This is a genomic window from Citreimonas sp. (genome assembly GCF_042096055.1).
Taxonomy (GTDB): Bacteria; Pseudomonadota; Alphaproteobacteria; order Rhodobacterales; family Rhodobacteraceae; genus Citreimonas.
Map to the genome: position 1 here is coordinate 1 of NZ_JBELMH010000074.1, position 16,782 is coordinate 16,782.

Below are 16,782 nucleotides of genomic sequence, written 5' to 3' on the forward strand. Positions count from 1 at the left end.
GAAGTGTGACACTTCTACTTTGCAGATGTGGGACATTTTAACTTTGCGCCTACATGCGGTTATCCAATAATCAGTATTATGGTAAGTGTTGAATGGCCAAGGCTTGCGATGTGTTTGCGCACTTGGTGAAGGTCGATCTGTAAATCACTGATATCAAATACCTCACTGATATCAGGACACAACCAAGCGCGAGAAGTCCAATCGTACGCGCCAGCGCATCCCTTGTCACTCCGTGCCAGTCCACCAAGCGACACCAAGCGCCAAAGAAAATGGCCGCCGGAGCGCATCCGGCGGCCACGTCATGTCACCGGGCCGAAGCCCGTGCGCGGAAGTCCTCAGCCCTGAGCGGCCTTGGCGACCTCGGCGGCGAAGTCTTCCTGTTCCTTCTCGATGCCTTCGCCGACCTGCAGCCGGACGAAGCCGGTGATGGTGGCGCCGGCTTCCTCGGCGGCCTTCTCGACCGTCAGGTCGGGATTGACCACGAAGGCCTGGCCCAGCAGCGTGATCTCGGCCAGGTACTTCTTCATGCGGCCCTCGATCATCTTCTCGATGACCTGCTCGGGCTTGCCGGATTCGCGCGCGATGTCGATCTGCACCTGACGCTCTTTCTCGATCATGTCCTGGTCGAGCTGGTCGGCGTTCAGCGCCTGCGGGTTGGCCGCGGCGATGTGCATGGCGACCTGGCGGCCGAAGGCCTCGTCGCCGCCGGTCATTGCGACCAGCACGCCGATCTGGCCCATGCCGTCGGTGGCGGCGTTGTGCACGTAGGTCACGACCGTCTCGCCCTCGAGCTTGGCCATCCGGCGCAGCGACATGTTCTCGCCGATTGTGGCGATCTTGTCGGTGATCAGGTCGTTCACGGCCTTGCCGTCGACCTGCGCGGCCTTCAGCGTCTCGACGTCGCCCGCGTGCAGCGCGGCGCCGGCGATCTTGGCGACCATGTCCTGGAAGTCCTTGTTCTTCGCAACGAAGTCGGTCTCCGAGTTGACCTCGACCGCGACGCCCTTGCCGCCTTCGACCTTGACGGCGACGAGGCCCTCGGCCGCGGTGCGGCCCGACTTCTTGGCGGCCTTCGCCAGGCCCTTGGTGCGCAGCCAATCGACGGCGGCATCCATGTCGCCATTGGATTCGGTCAGCGCCTTCTTGGCGTCCATCATGCCTGCGCCGGTCATCTCGCGCAGTTCTTTCACCTGTGCAGCTGCGATCGCCATGTGCGGCTCTCCTTTACTGATGCGTGGGTCCCGGGGCCGGCCGTCACGCCGTGCGGCGGCCGGCCCCGGGATCAAAATGGGTGCGCGATCAGGCGCCCTGCGTCTCGGCGGCGTCCTCGGTCGGCGCATCCTCGAGCGAACCCAGGTCGACGCCCGCGGCGCCCATCTGCGCCGTCATGCCGTCGAGTGCCGCGCGGCTGACCAGGTCGCAGTAGAGCGAGATCGCCCGCGCCGCGTCGTCGTTGCCGGGGATGATGTAGTCGATGCCCGAGGGGCTGCAGTTGGTGTCGACCACGGCGACGACCGGGATGCCCAGCTTGTTCGCCTCGGCGACGGCCAGCGCCTCTTTCTTGACGTCGATGACGAACAGCATGTCCGGCACGCCGCCCATCTCGCGGATGCCGCCCAGCGAGGCCTGCAGCTTCTGCTGGTCGCGCTCCATGTTGAGGCGCTCTTTCTTGGTCATGCCCTCGGCGCCGCCGTCCATCAGCTCGTCGATCTCGCGCAGGCGGTTGATCGACTTGGACACGGTCTGCCAGTTGGTCAGCGTGCCGCCCAGCCAGCGGTGGTTCATGTAGTACTGCGCGCATTTCTCGGCCGCTTCGGCGATCGGCGCCGAGGCCTGGCGTTTGGTGCCGACGAACAGCACGCGGCCGTTCTTGGCGACGCATTCGCGGATCGCGTTCAGCGCCGCGTCCAGCATCGGGACGGTCTGCGTCAGGTCGACGATGTGGATGCCGTTGCGCGCGCCGTAGATGAACTCGCCCATGCGGGGGTTCCAGCGCTGCGTCTGGTGGCCGAAGTGAACGCCAGCTTCCAGCAGCTGACGCATGGTGAACTCGGGAAGAGCCATGCCGTTATCCTTTCCGGTTTGATGCCTCGGCGGGGGATCAGCCATTCGGCCAACCGGTGGACGTCCGGGGATGTCTCTCCCGATACGCCCGCCCCCGCCTGCGGGGTTCGTGAGCGCGCCTATAGCGGTGTTCCCGCGCGCGTGCAACCCCCGTGACCGGGCCGGCCGCCCTGCCCGGTTCGCGCTTGTGCTGACCCGCCCGCGCGCCCCACACTGGCACCGCATCCACGACCTCGAAAGGCCCCGCCATGACCGCTCCCTCCGACAAGGCCCTGGTGCCGTTCGTCTCGGTCGACCTGATGATGCAGCTGGTCCACCGGGTCGGGCTGACCGAGATGATCGCCGCCATCGCCGCCGCGATCGAGGAGGATTTCCGCCGCTGGGACGCCTTCGACAAGACGCCCCGCGTCGCCGCCCACAGCCCCGTCGGCGTGATCGAGCTGATGCCGACGGCAGACGACGCGCATTACGCCTTCAAGTACGTCAACGGCCATCCCGGCAACACCCGCGGCGGGCTGCAGACCGTCACCGCCTTCGGACTGCTGGCCGACATGACCACCGGCTACCCGCTGCTGCTGTCCGAGATGACGCTGCTGACCGCGCTGCGCACCGCCGCCATGTCCGCCGTCGCCGCGCGGCACCTGGCCCCGAAAGGCGCCACCACCATGGCGATGATCGGCAACGGCGCCCAGGCCGAGTTCCAGAGCGTCGCGATGCAGGGCCTGTGCGGCATCACGCATGTGCGCCTCTACGACACCGACCCGAAGGCGACCGAGAAATGCGCCCGCAACCTTGCCGGCACCGGCCTTACGGTCACCGCCTGCACCACGGCAGAGGACGCGCTCGAGGGCGCGCAGATCGTCACCACCTGCACCGCGGACAAACGCAACGCCACGATCCTGACCGACAACATGGTCGGCGCCGGGCTGCACATCAACGCCATCGGCGGCGATTGCCCCGGCAAGACCGAACTGGCCGAGGCGGTCCTTCACCGCTCGGACATCTTCGTCGAATACCCGCCCCAGACCCGCGTCGAGGGCGAGATCCAGCAGCTCGCCCCCGACCACCCGGTGACCGAGCTGTGGCAGGTCATCGCAGGCACCGCGCAGGGCCGCCGCTCGGCCGACCAGATCACGCTCTTCGACAGCGTGGGCTTCGCGATCGAGGATTTCAGCGCGCTGCGCGTGGTGCGCGACAAGGCGGTCGAAACCGGGCTGCACATCCCGCTCGACCTGCTGGCCGATCCCGACGATCCGCGCGACCTCTACGGGATGCTGTCGCGCGCGGCGCCGGCGTCCTGACGCGCGTGACAGGCCACGCGCGATCGGGCATCAAGCGCCAGTGACAGCCCCCGCGCGCCGATCCGGCCCGCAGACCATCCCGGAGCGCCCGCGATGACCAACCGCCTCGCCCTGATCCTCGGCGCGCTCGTGCTGGCCGCGATCGGCGCCGACATCGCCCTTCAGGACGGCCGCGCGCTGCTGTTCCTGGCGCGCAAGCTGCTGGTTCTCATCGACTGGATGGCCTTCTGGCGCTAACGGCCGCCCGGCTGCCTTGACTTTCACGCATCCGTTTGGTCGTTGGAGCCGAGCCGCACGACCGCCCGCCCCGCGCATCCGCGCCACGCAGGCCAGATCACCGGTCCGCATCCGGCGGGCCCAATGGAGAAGGGAAAGAGCATGACCGTCAAAGTCGCCATCAACGGGTTCGGCCGCATCGGCCGCAACATCCTGCGCGGGATCGTCGAATCCGGGCGCGAGGACATCGAGGTGGTCGCGATCAACGATCTCGGCCCGGTCGAGACCAATGCCCACCTGCTGCAATACGACAGCGTGCACGGCCGCTTCCCCGTCGAGGTCAAGACCGGCGATGACACGATCGACGCCGGGCGCGGCCCGATCCGCGTCACCGCGATCCGCAACCCGGCCGAACTGCCCTGGTCCGACGTCGACATCGCGCTGGAATGCACCGGGCTCTTCACCGACCGCGACAAGGCCGCCGAGCACCTCAAGAACGGCTCGAAGCGCGTGCTGATCTCGGCGCCCGGCAAGGATGCCGACGCGACGGTCGTCTACGGCGTCAACCACGAGATCCTTGCGCCCGAGCACAAGGTCGTCTCGAACGCGTCGTGCACCACGAACTGCCTGTCGCCTGTGGCAAAGGTCCTGCACGAGGCCATCGGCATCACCCGCGGCTTCATGACCACGATCCACAGCTACACCGGCGATCAGCCGACGCTGGATACGATGCACAAGGATCTCTACCGCGCGCGCGCCGCGGCGATGAACATGATCCCGACCTCGACCGGGGCCGCCAAGGCCGTGGGCCTCGTGCTGCCCGACCTCAAGGGCAAGCTCGACGGCGTCGCGATCCGCGTGCCGACGCCGAACGTCTCGGTCGTCGACCTGACCTTCGAGGCGTCGCGCGCCACCTCCGAGGACGAGATCAACGACCTGATCCGCAAGGCCGCCGGCGACGGCCCGCTGAAGGGCGTGCTGGGCTTCACCGACGGCAAGCTGGTGTCCACCGACTTCAACCACGATCCGCGCAGCTCGATCTTCGCCACGGACCAGACCAAGGTGATGGACGGCACGATGGTCCGCATCCTGACCTGGTACGACAACGAATGGGGCTTCTCGAACCGCATGGCCGACGTCGCCGTCGCCATGGGCAAGGTCGCCTGAGCCACGCGCCTTTCGCCGCGCATGCAAGGGCCGTCCTTCGGGGCGGCCCTTTTGCGTGGCGGCTTGGCAGGGTGGCGTGCCCTGCCCCGCGGGATCAGCCCCGCCTGGTCGGCGGCTGCACCATGTCGCGGGCGGCCCGGTAGGCCAGGCTCGCCTCGGCGGTGCGGGCCTGCGGCTGGGGCGCGGGGTTCGACGGCAGGCCCGTCAGCGACCCCGACGCCGCCGCCATGGGGCGGGCGGCGGCGACCGGCGGCGGGGTATTGCCAGGTTTGCGCGGCTGCGGCCGCGACGGCGATCCGTTCAATGCGATCTGCATGCAAGAAACTCCAGTCGCCCCGGCGCCCGCGATGGCTGGCTGACGCAGCGGCAAAAATGCTTTCCCATGCATTAACCCTGCCACGACGTGGTTACCAAACGGTTAGGATCGGCCGCCCGGCCTCCTCGTGCCGCGCGCTCTGCCCGTTCGCCATGCAAAAACCGCAGGGCGGCCTTGTCGTTTTCGGGCGTTGTGCTGCGACGCAGCATGTCTAGGTTTCCGCTAACGGAAGGCGGGAAAGCCCAGGAAGAGCCCCCCGCCGGAAACATCACGGACAGGAGTTCCGACATGACCATGTTCACCGACCTGCGCGCCCGCATGGCGCGCCGCGCCCGCTATCGCCAGACCGTGTACGAACTGCGCCGCCTGCCGATCGACGTCAAGCTCGACCTCGACATCGCCGGGATCGAGGATCGCGTCGCGCGCCAGGCCGTCTACGGCTGACGACCTGCGGCCGCGTCAGGCGAACCGCTGGCGCAGCGCCTCGTGCACCGGGGGCGTGACGAACTTCGACACGTCGCCGCCCAGCCGCGCGATCTCCTTGACAAGCTTCGAGGCGATGGCCTGGTGCCGCGCCTCGGCCATCAGGAACACCGTCTCGATCCGGTCGTCGAGCGCGCGGTTCATGCCCACCATCTGGAACTCGTATTCGAAATCCGCGACCGCGCGCAGGCCGCGCACGATGATCTGCGCGCCCACGTCGCGGGCGCAGTCGATCAGCAGGTTCTCGAACGGGTGCACCACGATCTCGACGCCGGTCTGCTCGGCGAGGCTGGCGCATTCCGCCTCGATCATCCGCACCCGGTCCTCGAGCTCGAACAGCGGGCCCTTGTCGCGGTTGATCGCGACGCCGATCACCAGCCGGTCGACCAGCTGCGTGGCGCGCCGGATGATGTCGATATGCCCGTGCGTGATCGGGTCGAACGTTCCCGGGTAAAGGCCGATGCGCATGGGGCGTGTCCCTCGTCATGTCCTGTGCGGCCGCGACGCAACAAGATTGCGCGCCCGATTGCAAGCGGGAAACGTCGTGATCGTCGCGCGCGGCCCCGGCCCCGCGCCCGCGTCAGTGACCCATGATCATCCCTTCGAGGGCATTCTTCTCCATCGCCAGCTCGCCCAGCTTGGCCTTGACCACGTCGCCTTGGGTGATCAGCCCGACCAGCCTGCCGTCCTCGACCACCGGCATGTGGCGGAACCGCCCCTCGGTCATCGCGGTCAGCACCTGGTCGGCATCCTCGGTGCGCGCGCAGGTGTGGATCTTCTTCGTCATGTAGGTCTCGGCCGTGTCCGACAGGCAGCTTGCGCCCCTGGCGGCCAGTTCGCGCACGATGTCGCGTTCCGACAGGATGCCGTCGATCCTCGCGCCGTCCGCCGACACCACGACCGACCCGATGCGATGCTCGGCCAGGACGCGCGCCACCTCGGCGATCTGCGTCTCCGGCCTGACCGTCACGACCCCGTCCGAGCCCTTGCTCTTGAGGATGTTCTGCACCTGCATGAGGACCTCCATTCCCTAGCGTGAGGTCCAGCGTCCCCCGCGCGCCCCGCACCTGTCAAGCGCCGCGCGCCTCCAGCCGCGCGCATTCCGCCCGCAGGCCCGCCACCAGCGCCTCGGCCAGCCGGGCCTGGCGCGGCAGCCGCGCGTCGTCGGCGTGGCGCACCAGGTAGAAGGCACGCGCCAAGCGCACCGTCTCGGGCAGCACGCGCACCAGGTCGGGCGCGGCCGGCAGCGCGAAGTCGTGCACGATCCCCAGCCCCGCGCCCGCGCGCAGCCACTGGAACTGCACCGAGACCGAGTTCGACGCCAGCGTCACCCGCTCGACCCCCAGCGCGCCCAGGTAATCCAGCTCGCGGTCGAAAATCATGTCGGGGATGTAGCCCACCACCCGGTGCGCGCGCAGGTCCTCGACCGACCGGATCGGCGGATGCGCGTCCAGATACCCGCGCGTCGCCGCCAGGTGCAGGTGGTAGTCGGTGATCTTCTGCACCGTCAGCCGCCCGGCGGTGGGCGCGCTGACCGCGATCGCCATGTCCGCCTCGCGCCGCGACAGGTTCACCACGCGCGGCAGCGCGACGATCTGCAGGTCCAGATCCGGGTTCTCGGCCGCGATCCGCGCGCAGACCTGCGGCAGCAGGAAGTTCGCGCAGCCGTCCGGCGCGCCGATGCGCACCTGCCCCGACAGGCCCTGATCGGCCCGGCCGCGCACCGCGTCCTCGCCGGCGGCCATCGCCTGTTCGGCCGCCTCGGCATGGCCCAGCAGCCGCGCGCCCGCCTCGGTCAGCGCGTAGCCCTGCGGGCTTTTCGCGAACAGCGGCGCGCCCAAGGCCCGCTCCAGCCGCGCGATGCGCCGGCCCACCGTGGCCGGGTCCATCCGCAGGCGCCGCCCCGCCGCCGACAGCGTCGCATCCCGCGCCGCCGCCAGGAAGATGCGCAGGTCGTCCCAGCTTTCGCTCATCCGTCTTCCCCTCGGCCCGTCTTGCATTTCTGCAATACCTTTTTGCCAGATTGCGTCTGGCGCCCGCAACCGTGCAAGCCTACTCTCCCGCCCGACTGACAGGAGGACGACATGACCGATCTTTCCCACTACATCGACGGCGCCCGCAGCGCCGGCACCTCGGGCCGTTTCGCCGACGTGATGAACCCCGCCACCGGCGAGGTGCAGGCGCGCGTGCCGCTCGCCACCAAGGCCGAGCTCGACGACGCCGTCGCCCGCGCCGCCGAGGCGCAGAAGGGCTGGGCCGCCACCAACCCGCAGCGCCGCGCCCGCGTGATGATGAAGTTCGGCGCGCTCATCAACGAGCACATGGACGAATTGGCCGAGCTGGTCAGCCGCGAGCATGGCAAGACCCTGCCCGACGCGCGCGGCGACGTGCAGCGCGGGCTGGAAGTGGTCGAGGTCTGCATGGGCGCGCCCGCGATGCTGAAGGGCGAGTACACCGACAACGGCGGCCCGGGGATCGACCTCTATTCGATGCGCCAGCCGCTGGGCGTCGTGGCCGGCATCACGCCGTTCAACTTCCCCGCCATGATCCCGCTGTGGAAGATGGCGCCGGCGCTGTCCTGCGGCAACGCTATGATCCTCAAGCCGTCCGAGCGCTGCCCCTCGACCTCGCTGCGCCTGGCCGAACTGCTGAAAGAGGCCGGCCTGCCCGACGGCGTGCTGCAGGTCGTCAACGGCGACAAGGAAGTCGTCGACGCGATCCTCGACAACGAGACCGTGCAGGCGGTGGGCTTCGTGGGCTCGACCCCGATCGCGCAGTACATCTATGGCCGCGCGGCGACCAACGGCAAGCGCGCGCAGTGCTTCGGCGGCGCCAAGAACCACATGATCATCATGCCCGACGCCGACCTCGACAAGGCGGCCGACGCGCTTGTGGGCGCGGGCTACGGCGCCGCGGGCGAACGCTGCATGGCGATTTCGGTCGCCGTGCCGGTGGGTGAAAAGACCGCCGACGCCCTGCGCGAACGCCTGATCCCCCGCGTCGAGAAGCTGAAGGTCGGCCCCTATACCGGCGGCGACGACGTGGATTTCGGTCCCGTCATCACCAAGCAGGCCGAAGAGCGCATCCGCGGCCTGATCGAATCCGGCGTCAAGGAAGGTGCCGACCTCGCCGTCGACGGCCGCGGCTTCAAGATGCAGGGCTACGAGAACGGCTATTTCATCGGCCCGTCCTTCTTCGACCACGTCAAGCCCGAGATGGAGATCTACCGCGAAGAGATCTTCGGCCCGGTCCTGTCCCAGGTCCGCGCCGAGACCTACGAGGACGCGCTGAAGCTGACCATGGACAACCCCTATGGCAACGGCACCGCGATCTTCACCGCCGACGGCGACACCGCGCGCGACTTCGCGCACCGCGTCAACGTCGGCATGGTCGGCATCAACTTCCCGATCCCGGTGCCGCTGTCGTACCACACCTTCGGCGGCTGGAAGAAATCGGCCTTCGGCGACCTCAACCAGTACGGCCCCGACGCCTTCCGTTTCTACACCAAGACCAAGACCGTCACCGCGCGCTGGTTCTCGGGGATCAAGGAAGGCGGCGAGTTCCACTTCAAGCAGATGGACTGAGCCTTCGGGTTCAACCGGATCACGGGCCGCGGCGTCTGCCGCGGCCCGTTTCGCGTCGGCGGTATCGCGCTCACGAAGCTGTCAGGGTGTGACGCGACGTCACAGGCCGCCGACACCGTTGCGCGCCGCCTGCGCCGTCGATAATGAGGCCGCCGGGGTCGGGCCGGTCGGCTGGTCCCTGCACCCGTTCCCGTCATCGGACGCCACCTGACGAACGTTCAAGCCGCGCGACCGCCACGACAGCCCCTCGGGAATATCTGCATGTCCTTCCCCTTCAAGATCGATTCCGGCACGCAGGTCGTGCATGTCCGCTTCACGGGTCTGCTCGACCTTCAGGCCGTGTTCGAAGGGTTCGCCGCCTACCTCGCGCACCCGCTCCAGCGCGCCGGGCAAAGCTGCCTGGTGGACCTGTCGCGGGTCGAGCGGTTCGCCATCGACTTTCCCGGCGTGTGCGACGTCGTCGATCGCCTGAAGACGGTGCAGGATTCGCGCTCCGCCTCGGACCGCGAAGGCGCCGCGCCGCGCCACGCCCTCTATGCTCCCAGCGACATCGCCTTCGGCACCAGCCGCATGTACCAGAGCATCGCGCAGGGCGTGCTGAGGGCCGAGATCGGCGTCTTCCGCGACCTCGCCGAGGCGCACCGCTTCCTCGACCTCGAGGTCGCGGTGAGCTGAACCGGGGCCTTCGCGGCACCCACTCGCGGGGGCAATCGTTGACGGAAGATGAATCCGTCTCTGCAAGCCATTGATTTTCTTAGGGCGCACGTCTGTCCCATCGTGGGACACCGGTTCCGAGCCCGCTGGACCTGCTCGCGCCCGCGCCCTATGAAGGCGCCATGAGAACCGCGATCGCCACCTCCGACTACTTCGTCCTCGGCGAGACCTTCATCAACCGCCATATCGAGCATCTCTTCGGCGGCGACACCGTGGTCGTCGCGGGCCGCCACAACGGCCAGGATCCCTACGGCAAGCCCCTCTTCGTCCGCCGCGCGAAGCTCTCGACCCGCGACCGGCTGGCCGCACCCTTCGCCGCGCTCTCGGGCGCCGCGCTGCACGGCACGTCCCGTCTGCCCTTCGGCGACAACCGCCGCCACCTCGCCGATTTCCTGCGCGACCAGCGCGTCGAGGCGATCCTGGCCGAGTTCGGCACCCAGGCTCTGGTGGTGGCCAAGCTGGGCAACGACCTGGGGATCCCCGTCTTCTCGTACTGGCGCGGCACCGATGCCAGCCGCGCGCTTCGCTCGCGCCAGCGGGTGCGTTCGTACCGGCTGATGATGCCGCGCCTCGCCGGCATCTTCTCGGTCTCGCAATTCCTGCTCGACAACCTCGCCGCGCACGGCGTGCGCCACCCCAACGCCCACGTCGTCCCCTCGGGCGTCGACGTCCGCCGCTTCGCCCCCGCCGAGAAGGTGCGCGGCTCGTGCCTCGCCGTGGGCCGCATGGTCGAGAAGAAGGCGCCGCAGGTCACCTTGCGTGCCTTCGCCGCCGCCGCGCAGGGCCGCGAGGCGCACCTGACCTTCATCGGCGACGGCCCGCTGCTCGACCCCTGCCGTGCGCTGGCCGCCGAGTTGGGCGTCGCCGACCGCGTCACCTTCACCGGCGCCCTGCCCCACGACTCCGTGCGCGAGCACCTGATGCGGACCGAGATCTTCCTGCAGCACTCGGTCACCGCCAAGGACGGCAACACCGAGGGCCTGCCCACTGCCATCCAGGAGGCGCTGGCCTGCGGCTGCATCACCCTGTCAACGCGCCATGCCGGCATCCCCGAAGCGGTCGAGCACGGCGTGAACGGGCTTCTGGTCGACGAATGGGACGAGGCCGGCTTTGCCGCGCAGCTGGGCGAGTTGCTCGACACCGCCGACCGCAGCGCCATGACCCGCGCCGCGCGGCAGACCGCCGAGACCCGCTTCGACAACGCTGCGCTGATTGCCCGGGTCGAGGCCGTCATGCGCGACACCGTGGCCGGGCGCGCCTGACGCTGCGTCCTTGCATCCGGGCAGCACCTGTGCACAATCTGAACAAGCGTTCAATTCGCGCGCCGCGTTGCGCGCCGGGCTGATCGCAGCGTTGCCGCAACGGGAAGGGAGGCCCGCCATGGATTTCGCCCTCAGCGAGGAACAGCAGGCCATCTTCGACATGGCGCACGCCTTCGGGCAGGAGCATATCGCCCCCCACGCCCGCGCGTGGGAAGCGCAAGGCACGATTCCCAAGGACCTCTGGCCCAGGCTGGCCGAGCTTGGCTTTGGCGGGCTCTACGTTTCGGAAGAGGCGGGCGGCGCCGGGTTGTCGCGTTTGGACGCGACGCTGGTGTTCGAGGCGCTGTCGATGGCCTGCCCCTCGGTCGCGGCCTTCCTGTCGATCCACAACATGTGCGCCAAGATGCTCGACGCCTACGGTTCGGACGATCTGAAGGCGCGCTGGATGCCCGGCGTGCTGTCGATGGAGACGGTGCTGTCCTACTGCCTGACCGAACCCGGCTCGGGCTCGGACGCGGCGGCGCTGAAGACCCGCGCCGAGAAGACCAACGAGGGCTGGCGTCTGAACGGGACCAAGGCCTTCATCTCGGGAGGTGGCTATTCCGACGCCTACGTGACGATGGTCCGCACCGGCCAGGACGGGCCCAAGGGCATCTCGACCGTAATCGTGCCGGCGGATGCACCCGGCCTCAGCTTCGGCGCGCTCGAGGACAAGATGGGCTGGCGCAGCCAACCGACCGCGCAGGTGCAGTTCGACGATTGCCTGACCGGTCTCGACAACCTCGTGGGCGAGGAAGGGCGCGGCTTCTCCTACGCCATGGGGGGCCTCGACGGCGGGCGGCTGAATATTTCGGCCTGCTCGCTGGGCGCCGCGCAGGCGGGGCTGGACGCGACGCTGGTCTACATGCGCGACCGCAAGGCCTTCGGCCAGTCGATCGACCAGTTCCAGGCGCTGCAGTTCCGCCTCGCCGACATGGAGATCGAGCTTCAGGCCGCGCGCACCTTCCTGCGCCAGGCGGCGTGGAAGCTCGACACCGGTGCGCCCGACGCGACCAAGTTCTGCGCCATGGCCAAGAAGTTCGTGACCGAGGCCGGCAGCCGCGTAGTCGACCAGTGCCTGCAACTGCACGGTGGCTACGGCTACCTGGCCGATTACGGGATCGAGAAGCTGGTACGGGACCTGCGTGTGCACCAGATCCTCGAGGGCACGAACGAGATCATGCGCCTGATCGTGGCGCGCCAGATGCTGGCGCGCTGAGCGTCGTTCTGGTTCAAATACTCCGGGGGTGAGGCGCCGCGCGCGCCGAGGGGGCAGCGCCCCCTGCCCCGTTCCGACCGAAGGGCCGCCACATGACCGACGACATCCACATCCGCACCGAGGGCCGCGCCGGCCGCGTCACCTTCACCCGGCCGAAGGCGCTCAACGCGCTGACGCACGACATGTGCCTCGCGCTCGACGACGCGCTGAAGGCCTGGGCCGACGACGACGCGGTCGCGCTGGTGCTGATCGACGCCGAGGGCGACAAGGCGTTCTGCGCCGGCGGCGACGTGGCGGCGATGTACCACGCCGGCAAGGCTGGAGACCAGGACGCCCCGCGCCGCTTCTGGCGCGAGGAATACCGCATGAACGCGCGCATCGCCGAGTACCCCAAGCCGATCGTCTGCCTGATGCAGGGCTTCGTGATGGGCGGCGGCGTGGGCGTGTCGGGCCATGCCAGCCACCGCGTCGTCTGCGACACCAGCCGCGTGGCGATGCCCGAATGCGGCATCGGCTTCGTGCCGGACGTGGGCGGCACGCTGCTGCTGGCCCGCGCGCCGGGGCGGCTGGGCGAGTACCTCGGCCTCACCGCCGCACGTATGGGGCCGGGCGACGCGATCCACGCGGGCTTTGCCGACGCCTACGTGCCGCAGGACCGGTGGGCCGACCTTGCGCGCGCGCTGTGCGACACCGGAGACGTGGCGCAGATCGCCGCGCTGGCCGAGTCCGCGCCCGCCTCGGACATGGCCGCGCAGCAGGAGCGCATCGACGCGCTCTTCGCCGGCACCCGGATCGAGGATGTGCTGAACGCGGTCGCGGCCGACGACAGCGACCTTGCACAGGACGCCGCAAAGGCGATGACGCGCAACGCGCCGCTGTCCATGGCGCTCACGCTCGACATGGTCCGGCACATGCGCGCGCCCGACCGCACCGTCCGCGACGCGCTGGCGACCGAGTACCGCGTCGCGCACCGGATCATCGAGCACGGCGATTTCCTCGAAGGGGTGCGCGCGGCGCTGATCGACAAGGACCGCAACCCGCGCTGGCGATACGCCGGCGGCCGCGTGCCGGACGACGCCGTGACGGGGATGCTGGCGCCGCTCGGCGCCGACGAGTGGGATTTCAACGGAGGCTGACATGCAGATCGGATTCATCGGGCTTGGCAACATGGGCGCGCCCATGGCCGCGAACCTCGCCAAGGCGGGCCACGCCGTCACCGGCTTCGACGTGGCGGGCCTGACGGCCGAGGGCGTGACCCAAGCCTCCAGCGCCACCGAGGCCGCGAGTGGCGCCGAGGTGGTGATCACCATGCTGCCCAACGGAGACATCCTGCGGAAGGTCGCGGACGAGGTCATCCCGGCCATGGAATCCGGCGCGGTGCTGCTCGATTGCTCGACCGTCGACGTGGACAGCGCCCGCGCCGTGGCCGAGCAGGCGCGCGCCGCGGGTCTCGGCGCGCTCGACGCGCCTGTGTCGGGCGGCGTGGGCGGCGCCGCGGGCGGCACGCTGACCTTCATGGTGGGCGGCGACGAGGGCGCCTTCGAGACCGCGAAGCCGCTCTTCGACGTCATGGGCCAGAAGGCCGTGCATTGCGGCCCCTCGGGCAACGGCCAGGCGGCGAAGATCTGCAACAACATGATCCTCGGCGCCACGATGATCGTCACCTGCGAGGCCTTCGCGCTGGCCGACAAGCTGGGCCTGTCGCGACAGGCGATGTTCGACGTGGTCAGCACGTCCTCGGGCTATTCGTGGTCGATGAACGCCTATTGCCCCGCGCCCGGCGTCGGGCCGAAATCGCCCGCCGACAACGGCTACAAGCCCGGCTTCGCGGCGGAACTGATGCTGAAGGACCTGCGCCTCGCCGCGCAGGCGGCGGAAAGCGCCGACGCCGACACGCCGATCGGCACCGCCGCGATGGAGCTCTACCGCCGCTTCGTCGAGGACGAGGACGGCAAGGGCCGCGACTTCAGCGCCATGCTGCCGCGACTGGAATCGCGCGGACGCGGTTGATCCAGATCACATCTGGCACCGCGGACGTCGGCTAGGGTAGGCCCATCTTCACTTCATCGAGGACATGACGATGATCGAAAAGAACGTGGGCCAATCCGAACGCATGATCCGGGGTGCCATTGGCATTCTCGGCGTGGTGCTGTTCTTCGTGCTGACCGGATGGCTGCAATGGCTGGCGCTGGTCGTGGGCCTCGTGCTGCTGACGACGGCCGCTGTGGGCTGGTGTCCGCCCTACTCGCTGCTGGGCATCAACACCGCGCGCCGGCGCTGAAGCGCCGTCGGCAAGGACCGGCCGGTCGCCGCGACGGGCCGGAACGGGCAGATCATCCGGACGGTTGATCCCAGCATTCCAAGGGAGGATCCGACCATGCGCCGCCTGCTGATCGCCACCGCGCTTTGCGCGCCGTTCGCCGCCACGATGGTCCACGCCGGCAGCGTGTCGGCGCCCGCCGGCTCCACAAGCCTGCACGCCCTGCCCGGCCTCGTCACCGTGGGCAACCACGGCGGCGGAAAGGGCAACGGGAACGGAAACGGAAACGGGCCGAAACGCCTGTTGAAGGAGGGCGGCGGCCCGCCCGACAATCCCGGCCGCGGAATCGGTAATGGCAAGGGCCCGGACAAGGCCAAGGGCAACGGCCCCGGCAACAGCGCCGCCGCCAAGCAGAAGGGCAATCCCGGACGCGGCAACGCCTCGACCGACCAGCAGCGCGAGGTTTCAGACACCCCGCGGTCGCGGCCCGACACGCTGCGCGACACGGCCCCCGAGGGCCGCGACCTCGCCGACCTGATGCGACGCGGCGCGCTGGTGCTGGCAGGGCCGTCGATCCTGAGCGAACAGACGCTGTCTGACGACACGGCGCTTCAATACGCCAATTGCCCTCCGGGCCTGGCGAAGAAGGACCCGCCCTGCGTGCCGCCGGGCCTCGCCAGGCAAGGCGTGACCGCCGAGGAGTGGTTGTCGCGCGATGCGGACGCCTACGACACGCTTTACGAAGAGCGGCGCGTGGTCTGGCTGGACGGGCGCACCCTGCCCGACGATCCCCGGCCGCTCTACGACGACGCACTGGATTCAGACCGGATCGCGCGGCTCTATGGTCTCGACCCGGCACCGGAGGGGCAGCGTTATGCGGTGGTCGATGGAATGCCGGTCCTGCTCAGCGATGAGGATTACCGCACGCTCGCGCTCATCACCGACATCGCGCGGGTCCCGTCGGACGACGCCGTGCCGCGCGTCGCATCCACCGCCGCGCTGAGCCCGGAGGAGCTGCGCCGCCGCTACCGCCTGCCGCCCGCGCCCGAGGGGCAGACCTATTCGGTGGTGAACGGTCAGGTCATTGCGGTGGACGACGCGGCCTACGATATGCTGCAGCTTCTGCGCGTCGCGCGCGCGGTGCTGTAGGATCGCACCTCTGCCGGAAACGAAAAACGCCGCCAGAGCGATCCGGCGGCGTTTTTCATGCCGTTGCGATTACTCCGCCGCGACCTTGCGCGGCGCCAGCATCGGCTTGAGGTACCGGCCCGTGTGGCTTTCCGCCACCTCGGCCACCTGTTCGGGCGTGCCCGTGGCGACGATCCGGCCGCCGCCGTCGCCGCCCTCGGGGCCGATGTCGATGATGTGGTCGGCGGTCTTGATGACGTCGAGGTTGTGCTCGATCACCACGACCGAGTTCCCCTGGTCCACCAGTTCGTGCAGCACCTCGAGCAGCTTGCGCACATCGGCGAAATGCAGGCCGGTGGTCGGCTCGTCGAGGATGTAGAGCGTGCGGCCCGTGGACCGCTTGGCCAGCTCCTTCGACAGCTTCACGCGCTGCGCCTCGCCGCCCGACAGCGTCGTCGCCTGCTGGCCAACCTTGATGTAGCCGAGACCCACGCGCATCAGCGCATCCATCTTCTCGCGGATGGACGGCACCGCCTTGAAGAATTCCTGCGCGTCTTCCACAGTCATATCAAGCACATCGGCGATGCTCTTGCCCTTGAACCTAATCTCAAGCGTCTCGCGGTTGTAGCGCGCGCCCTTGCAGGTCTCGCAGGTCACGTAGACGTCCGGCAGGAAGTGCATCTCGATCTTGATCAGACCGTCGCCCTGACAGGCCTCGCAGCGGCCGCCCTTCACGTTGAAGCTGAAGCGCCCCGGTTTGTAGCCGCGCGCCTTCGCCTCGGGCAGGCCGGCGAACCAGTCGCGGATGGGCGTGAAGGCGCCGGTATAGGTGGCCGGGTTCGAGCGCGGCGTGCGCCCGATGGGCCGCTGATCGATGTCGATAACCTTGTCGAGGTGTTCGAGCCCCTTGATCGTCTCGCAGGGCGCGGGCACCTGCCGCGCGCCGTTCAGCGCCATGCTGGCGGACTTGAACAGCGTCTCGATCGTCAGCGTCGACTTGCCGCCGCCCGACACGCCGCTGACGCAGAC

19 protein-coding genes are annotated in these 16,782 nt (G+C 68.9%); 12 read left to right on the plus strand and 7 right to left on the minus strand.

The window, feature by feature from the left end:
* Positions 1-335: 335 nt before the first annotated feature.
* Both tsf and rpsB read right to left on the minus strand, forming a co-directional pair.
* Positions 336-1,211 carry a translation elongation factor Ts gene (tsf, locus tag ACFDTC_RS14330; protein WP_375259566.1) on the minus strand — a complete coding sequence of 292 codons (876 nt, stop codon included), beginning with the start codon at positions 1,209-1,211 and terminating at the stop codon, positions 336-338.
* A gap of 88 nt (positions 1,212-1,299) precedes the next feature.
* On the minus strand, positions 1,300-2,064 hold the full coding sequence (gene rpsB / locus ACFDTC_RS14335; RefSeq protein ID WP_375259567.1) for a 30S ribosomal protein S2: 765 nt from the start codon (positions 2,062-2,064) through the stop codon (positions 1,300-1,302).
* A 248-nt stretch (positions 2,065-2,312) separates the two neighbouring features.
* Between rpsB and ACFDTC_RS14340 the strand changes: the two genes are divergently transcribed.
* The 3 genes from ACFDTC_RS14340 (at position 2,313) to gap (ending at position 4,748) form a co-directional block, all read left to right on the plus strand.
* A complete protein-coding gene (locus ACFDTC_RS14340; protein ID WP_375259568.1) occupies positions 2,313-3,365 on the plus strand; it encodes an ornithine cyclodeaminase in 1,053 nt (350 codons plus the stop codon).
* A 93-nt stretch (positions 3,366-3,458) separates the two neighbouring features.
* Complete coding sequence (locus tag ACFDTC_RS14345) at positions 3,459-3,602, plus strand: hypothetical protein (protein ID WP_375259569.1); 144 nt, start codon at positions 3,459-3,461, stop codon at positions 3,600-3,602.
* A 141-nt stretch (positions 3,603-3,743) separates the two neighbouring features.
* Positions 3,744-4,748 (plus strand): type I glyceraldehyde-3-phosphate dehydrogenase, encoded by a 1,005-nt coding sequence (gap, locus tag ACFDTC_RS14350; protein WP_375259570.1) that lies wholly within the window; start codon positions 3,744-3,746, stop codon positions 4,746-4,748.
* A 94-nt stretch (positions 4,749-4,842) separates the two neighbouring features.
* Here gap and ACFDTC_RS14355 read toward each other — a convergent pair whose 3' ends face one another.
* Positions 4,843-5,064: a hypothetical protein gene (locus tag ACFDTC_RS14355; protein ID WP_375259571.1), complete on the minus strand. Its 222-nt coding sequence runs from the start codon at positions 5,062-5,064 to the stop codon at positions 4,843-4,845.
* 288 nt (positions 5,065-5,352) lie between these two features.
* Here ACFDTC_RS14355 and ACFDTC_RS14360 point away from each other — a divergent pair, with 288 nt between their 5' ends.
* Positions 5,353-5,508, plus strand: coding sequence for a hypothetical protein (locus ACFDTC_RS14360; protein ID WP_375259572.1), 156 nt, complete (start codon positions 5,353-5,355; stop codon positions 5,506-5,508).
* A gap of 15 nt (positions 5,509-5,523) precedes the next feature.
* Here ACFDTC_RS14360 and coaD read toward each other — a convergent pair whose 3' ends face one another.
* The 3 genes from coaD to ACFDTC_RS14375 all read right to left on the minus strand — a co-directional run bounded on the left by coaD (position 5,524) and on the right by ACFDTC_RS14375 (position 7,520).
* Entirely contained in the window at positions 5,524-6,015 is a 492-nt protein-coding gene (gene coaD / locus ACFDTC_RS14365) for a pantetheine-phosphate adenylyltransferase (protein ID WP_375259573.1), read from the minus strand.
* 112 nt (positions 6,016-6,127) lie between these two features.
* Positions 6,128-6,562 carry a CBS domain-containing protein gene (locus tag ACFDTC_RS14370; protein ID WP_375259574.1) on the minus strand — a complete coding sequence of 145 codons (435 nt, stop codon included), beginning with the start codon at positions 6,560-6,562 and terminating at the stop codon, positions 6,128-6,130.
* A 55-nt stretch (positions 6,563-6,617) separates the two neighbouring features.
* Positions 6,618-7,520: a LysR family transcriptional regulator gene (locus ACFDTC_RS14375; protein WP_375259575.1), complete on the minus strand. Its 903-nt coding sequence runs from the start codon at positions 7,518-7,520 to the stop codon at positions 6,618-6,620.
* A 111-nt stretch (positions 7,521-7,631) separates the two neighbouring features.
* Here ACFDTC_RS14375 and ACFDTC_RS14380 point away from each other — a divergent pair, with 111 nt between their 5' ends.
* The 8 genes from ACFDTC_RS14380 (at position 7,632) to ACFDTC_RS14415 (ending at position 15,774) form a co-directional block, all read left to right on the plus strand.
* Positions 7,632-9,131, plus strand: coding sequence for a CoA-acylating methylmalonate-semialdehyde dehydrogenase (locus tag ACFDTC_RS14380; protein WP_375259576.1), 1,500 nt, complete (start codon positions 7,632-7,634; stop codon positions 9,129-9,131).
* 261 nt (positions 9,132-9,392) lie between these two features.
* Positions 9,393-9,806: a hypothetical protein gene (locus ACFDTC_RS14385; RefSeq protein WP_375259577.1), complete on the plus strand. Its 414-nt coding sequence runs from the start codon at positions 9,393-9,395 to the stop codon at positions 9,804-9,806.
* Between the two features lie 161 nt (positions 9,807-9,967).
* Entirely contained in the window at positions 9,968-11,107 is a 1,140-nt protein-coding gene (locus ACFDTC_RS14390) for a glycosyltransferase (protein WP_375259578.1), read from the plus strand.
* Between the two features lie 118 nt (positions 11,108-11,225).
* Complete coding sequence (locus ACFDTC_RS14395; RefSeq protein WP_375259579.1) at positions 11,226-12,365, plus strand: acyl-CoA dehydrogenase family protein; 1,140 nt, start codon at positions 11,226-11,228, stop codon at positions 12,363-12,365.
* Positions 12,366-12,457: 92 nt separating this feature from the next.
* Positions 12,458-13,501, plus strand: a complete 1,044-nt coding sequence (locus tag ACFDTC_RS14400; protein WP_375259580.1) for an enoyl-CoA hydratase/isomerase family protein — start codon at positions 12,458-12,460, stop codon at positions 13,499-13,501.
* A gap of 1 nt (position 13,502) precedes the next feature.
* The gene (gene mmsB, locus ACFDTC_RS14405; protein ID WP_375259581.1) at positions 13,503-14,375 is read left to right on the plus strand and encodes a 3-hydroxyisobutyrate dehydrogenase; all 873 of its coding nucleotides are present in this window, start codon (positions 13,503-13,505) and stop codon (positions 14,373-14,375) included.
* A 64-nt stretch (positions 14,376-14,439) separates the two neighbouring features.
* Positions 14,440-14,646: a DUF2892 domain-containing protein gene (locus tag ACFDTC_RS14410; RefSeq protein WP_375259582.1), complete on the plus strand. Its 207-nt coding sequence runs from the start codon at positions 14,440-14,442 to the stop codon at positions 14,644-14,646.
* A gap of 96 nt (positions 14,647-14,742) precedes the next feature.
* On the plus strand, positions 14,743-15,774 hold the full coding sequence (locus ACFDTC_RS14415) for a hypothetical protein (protein ID WP_375259583.1): 1,032 nt from the start codon (positions 14,743-14,745) through the stop codon (positions 15,772-15,774).
* Between the two features lie 69 nt (positions 15,775-15,843).
* Here the strand turns inward: ACFDTC_RS14415 and ACFDTC_RS14420 are convergent.
* A partial coding sequence (locus tag ACFDTC_RS14420; RefSeq protein ID WP_375259584.1) for an ATP-binding cassette domain-containing protein occupies positions 15,844-16,782 on the minus strand: 939 nt, incomplete at its 5' end.

Bases quoted from the DNA above. Each gene is read 5' to 3' on its own strand.
- tsf (WP_375259566.1), bottom strand. From the start codon at position 1,211: ATGGCGATCGCAGCTGCACAGGTGAAAGAACTGCGCGAGATGACCGGC.
- rpsB (WP_375259567.1), bottom strand. From the start codon at position 2,064: ATGGCTCTTCCCGAGTTCACCATGCGTCAGCTGCTGGAAGCTGGCGTT.
- ACFDTC_RS14340 (WP_375259568.1), top strand. From the start codon at position 2,313: ATGACCGCTCCCTCCGACAAGGCCCTGGTGCCGTTCGTCTCGGTCGAC.
- ACFDTC_RS14345 (WP_375259569.1), top strand. From the start codon at position 3,459: ATGACCAACCGCCTCGCCCTGATCCTCGGCGCGCTCGTGCTGGCCGCG.
- gap (WP_375259570.1), top strand. From the start codon at position 3,744: ATGACCGTCAAAGTCGCCATCAACGGGTTCGGCCGCATCGGCCGCAAC.
- ACFDTC_RS14355 (WP_375259571.1), bottom strand. From the start codon at position 5,064: ATGCAGATCGCATTGAACGGATCGCCGTCGCGGCCGCAGCCGCGCAAA.
- ACFDTC_RS14360 (WP_375259572.1), top strand. From the start codon at position 5,353: ATGACCATGTTCACCGACCTGCGCGCCCGCATGGCGCGCCGCGCCCGC.
- coaD (WP_375259573.1), bottom strand. From the start codon at position 6,015: ATGCGCATCGGCCTTTACCCGGGAACGTTCGACCCGATCACGCACGGG.
- ACFDTC_RS14370 (WP_375259574.1), bottom strand. From the start codon at position 6,562: ATGCAGGTGCAGAACATCCTCAAGAGCAAGGGCTCGGACGGGGTCGTG.
- ACFDTC_RS14375 (WP_375259575.1), bottom strand. From the start codon at position 7,520: ATGAGCGAAAGCTGGGACGACCTGCGCATCTTCCTGGCGGCGGCGCGG.
- ACFDTC_RS14380 (WP_375259576.1), top strand. From the start codon at position 7,632: ATGACCGATCTTTCCCACTACATCGACGGCGCCCGCAGCGCCGGCACC.
- ACFDTC_RS14385 (WP_375259577.1), top strand. From the start codon at position 9,393: ATGTCCTTCCCCTTCAAGATCGATTCCGGCACGCAGGTCGTGCATGTC.
- ACFDTC_RS14390 (WP_375259578.1), top strand. From the start codon at position 9,968: ATGAGAACCGCGATCGCCACCTCCGACTACTTCGTCCTCGGCGAGACC.
- ACFDTC_RS14395 (WP_375259579.1), top strand. From the start codon at position 11,226: ATGGATTTCGCCCTCAGCGAGGAACAGCAGGCCATCTTCGACATGGCG.
- ACFDTC_RS14400 (WP_375259580.1), top strand. From the start codon at position 12,458: ATGACCGACGACATCCACATCCGCACCGAGGGCCGCGCCGGCCGCGTC.
- mmsB (WP_375259581.1), top strand. From the start codon at position 13,503: ATGCAGATCGGATTCATCGGGCTTGGCAACATGGGCGCGCCCATGGCC.
- ACFDTC_RS14410 (WP_375259582.1), top strand. From the start codon at position 14,440: ATGACGATGATCGAAAAGAACGTGGGCCAATCCGAACGCATGATCCGG.
- ACFDTC_RS14415 (WP_375259583.1), top strand. From the start codon at position 14,743: ATGCGCCGCCTGCTGATCGCCACCGCGCTTTGCGCGCCGTTCGCCGCC.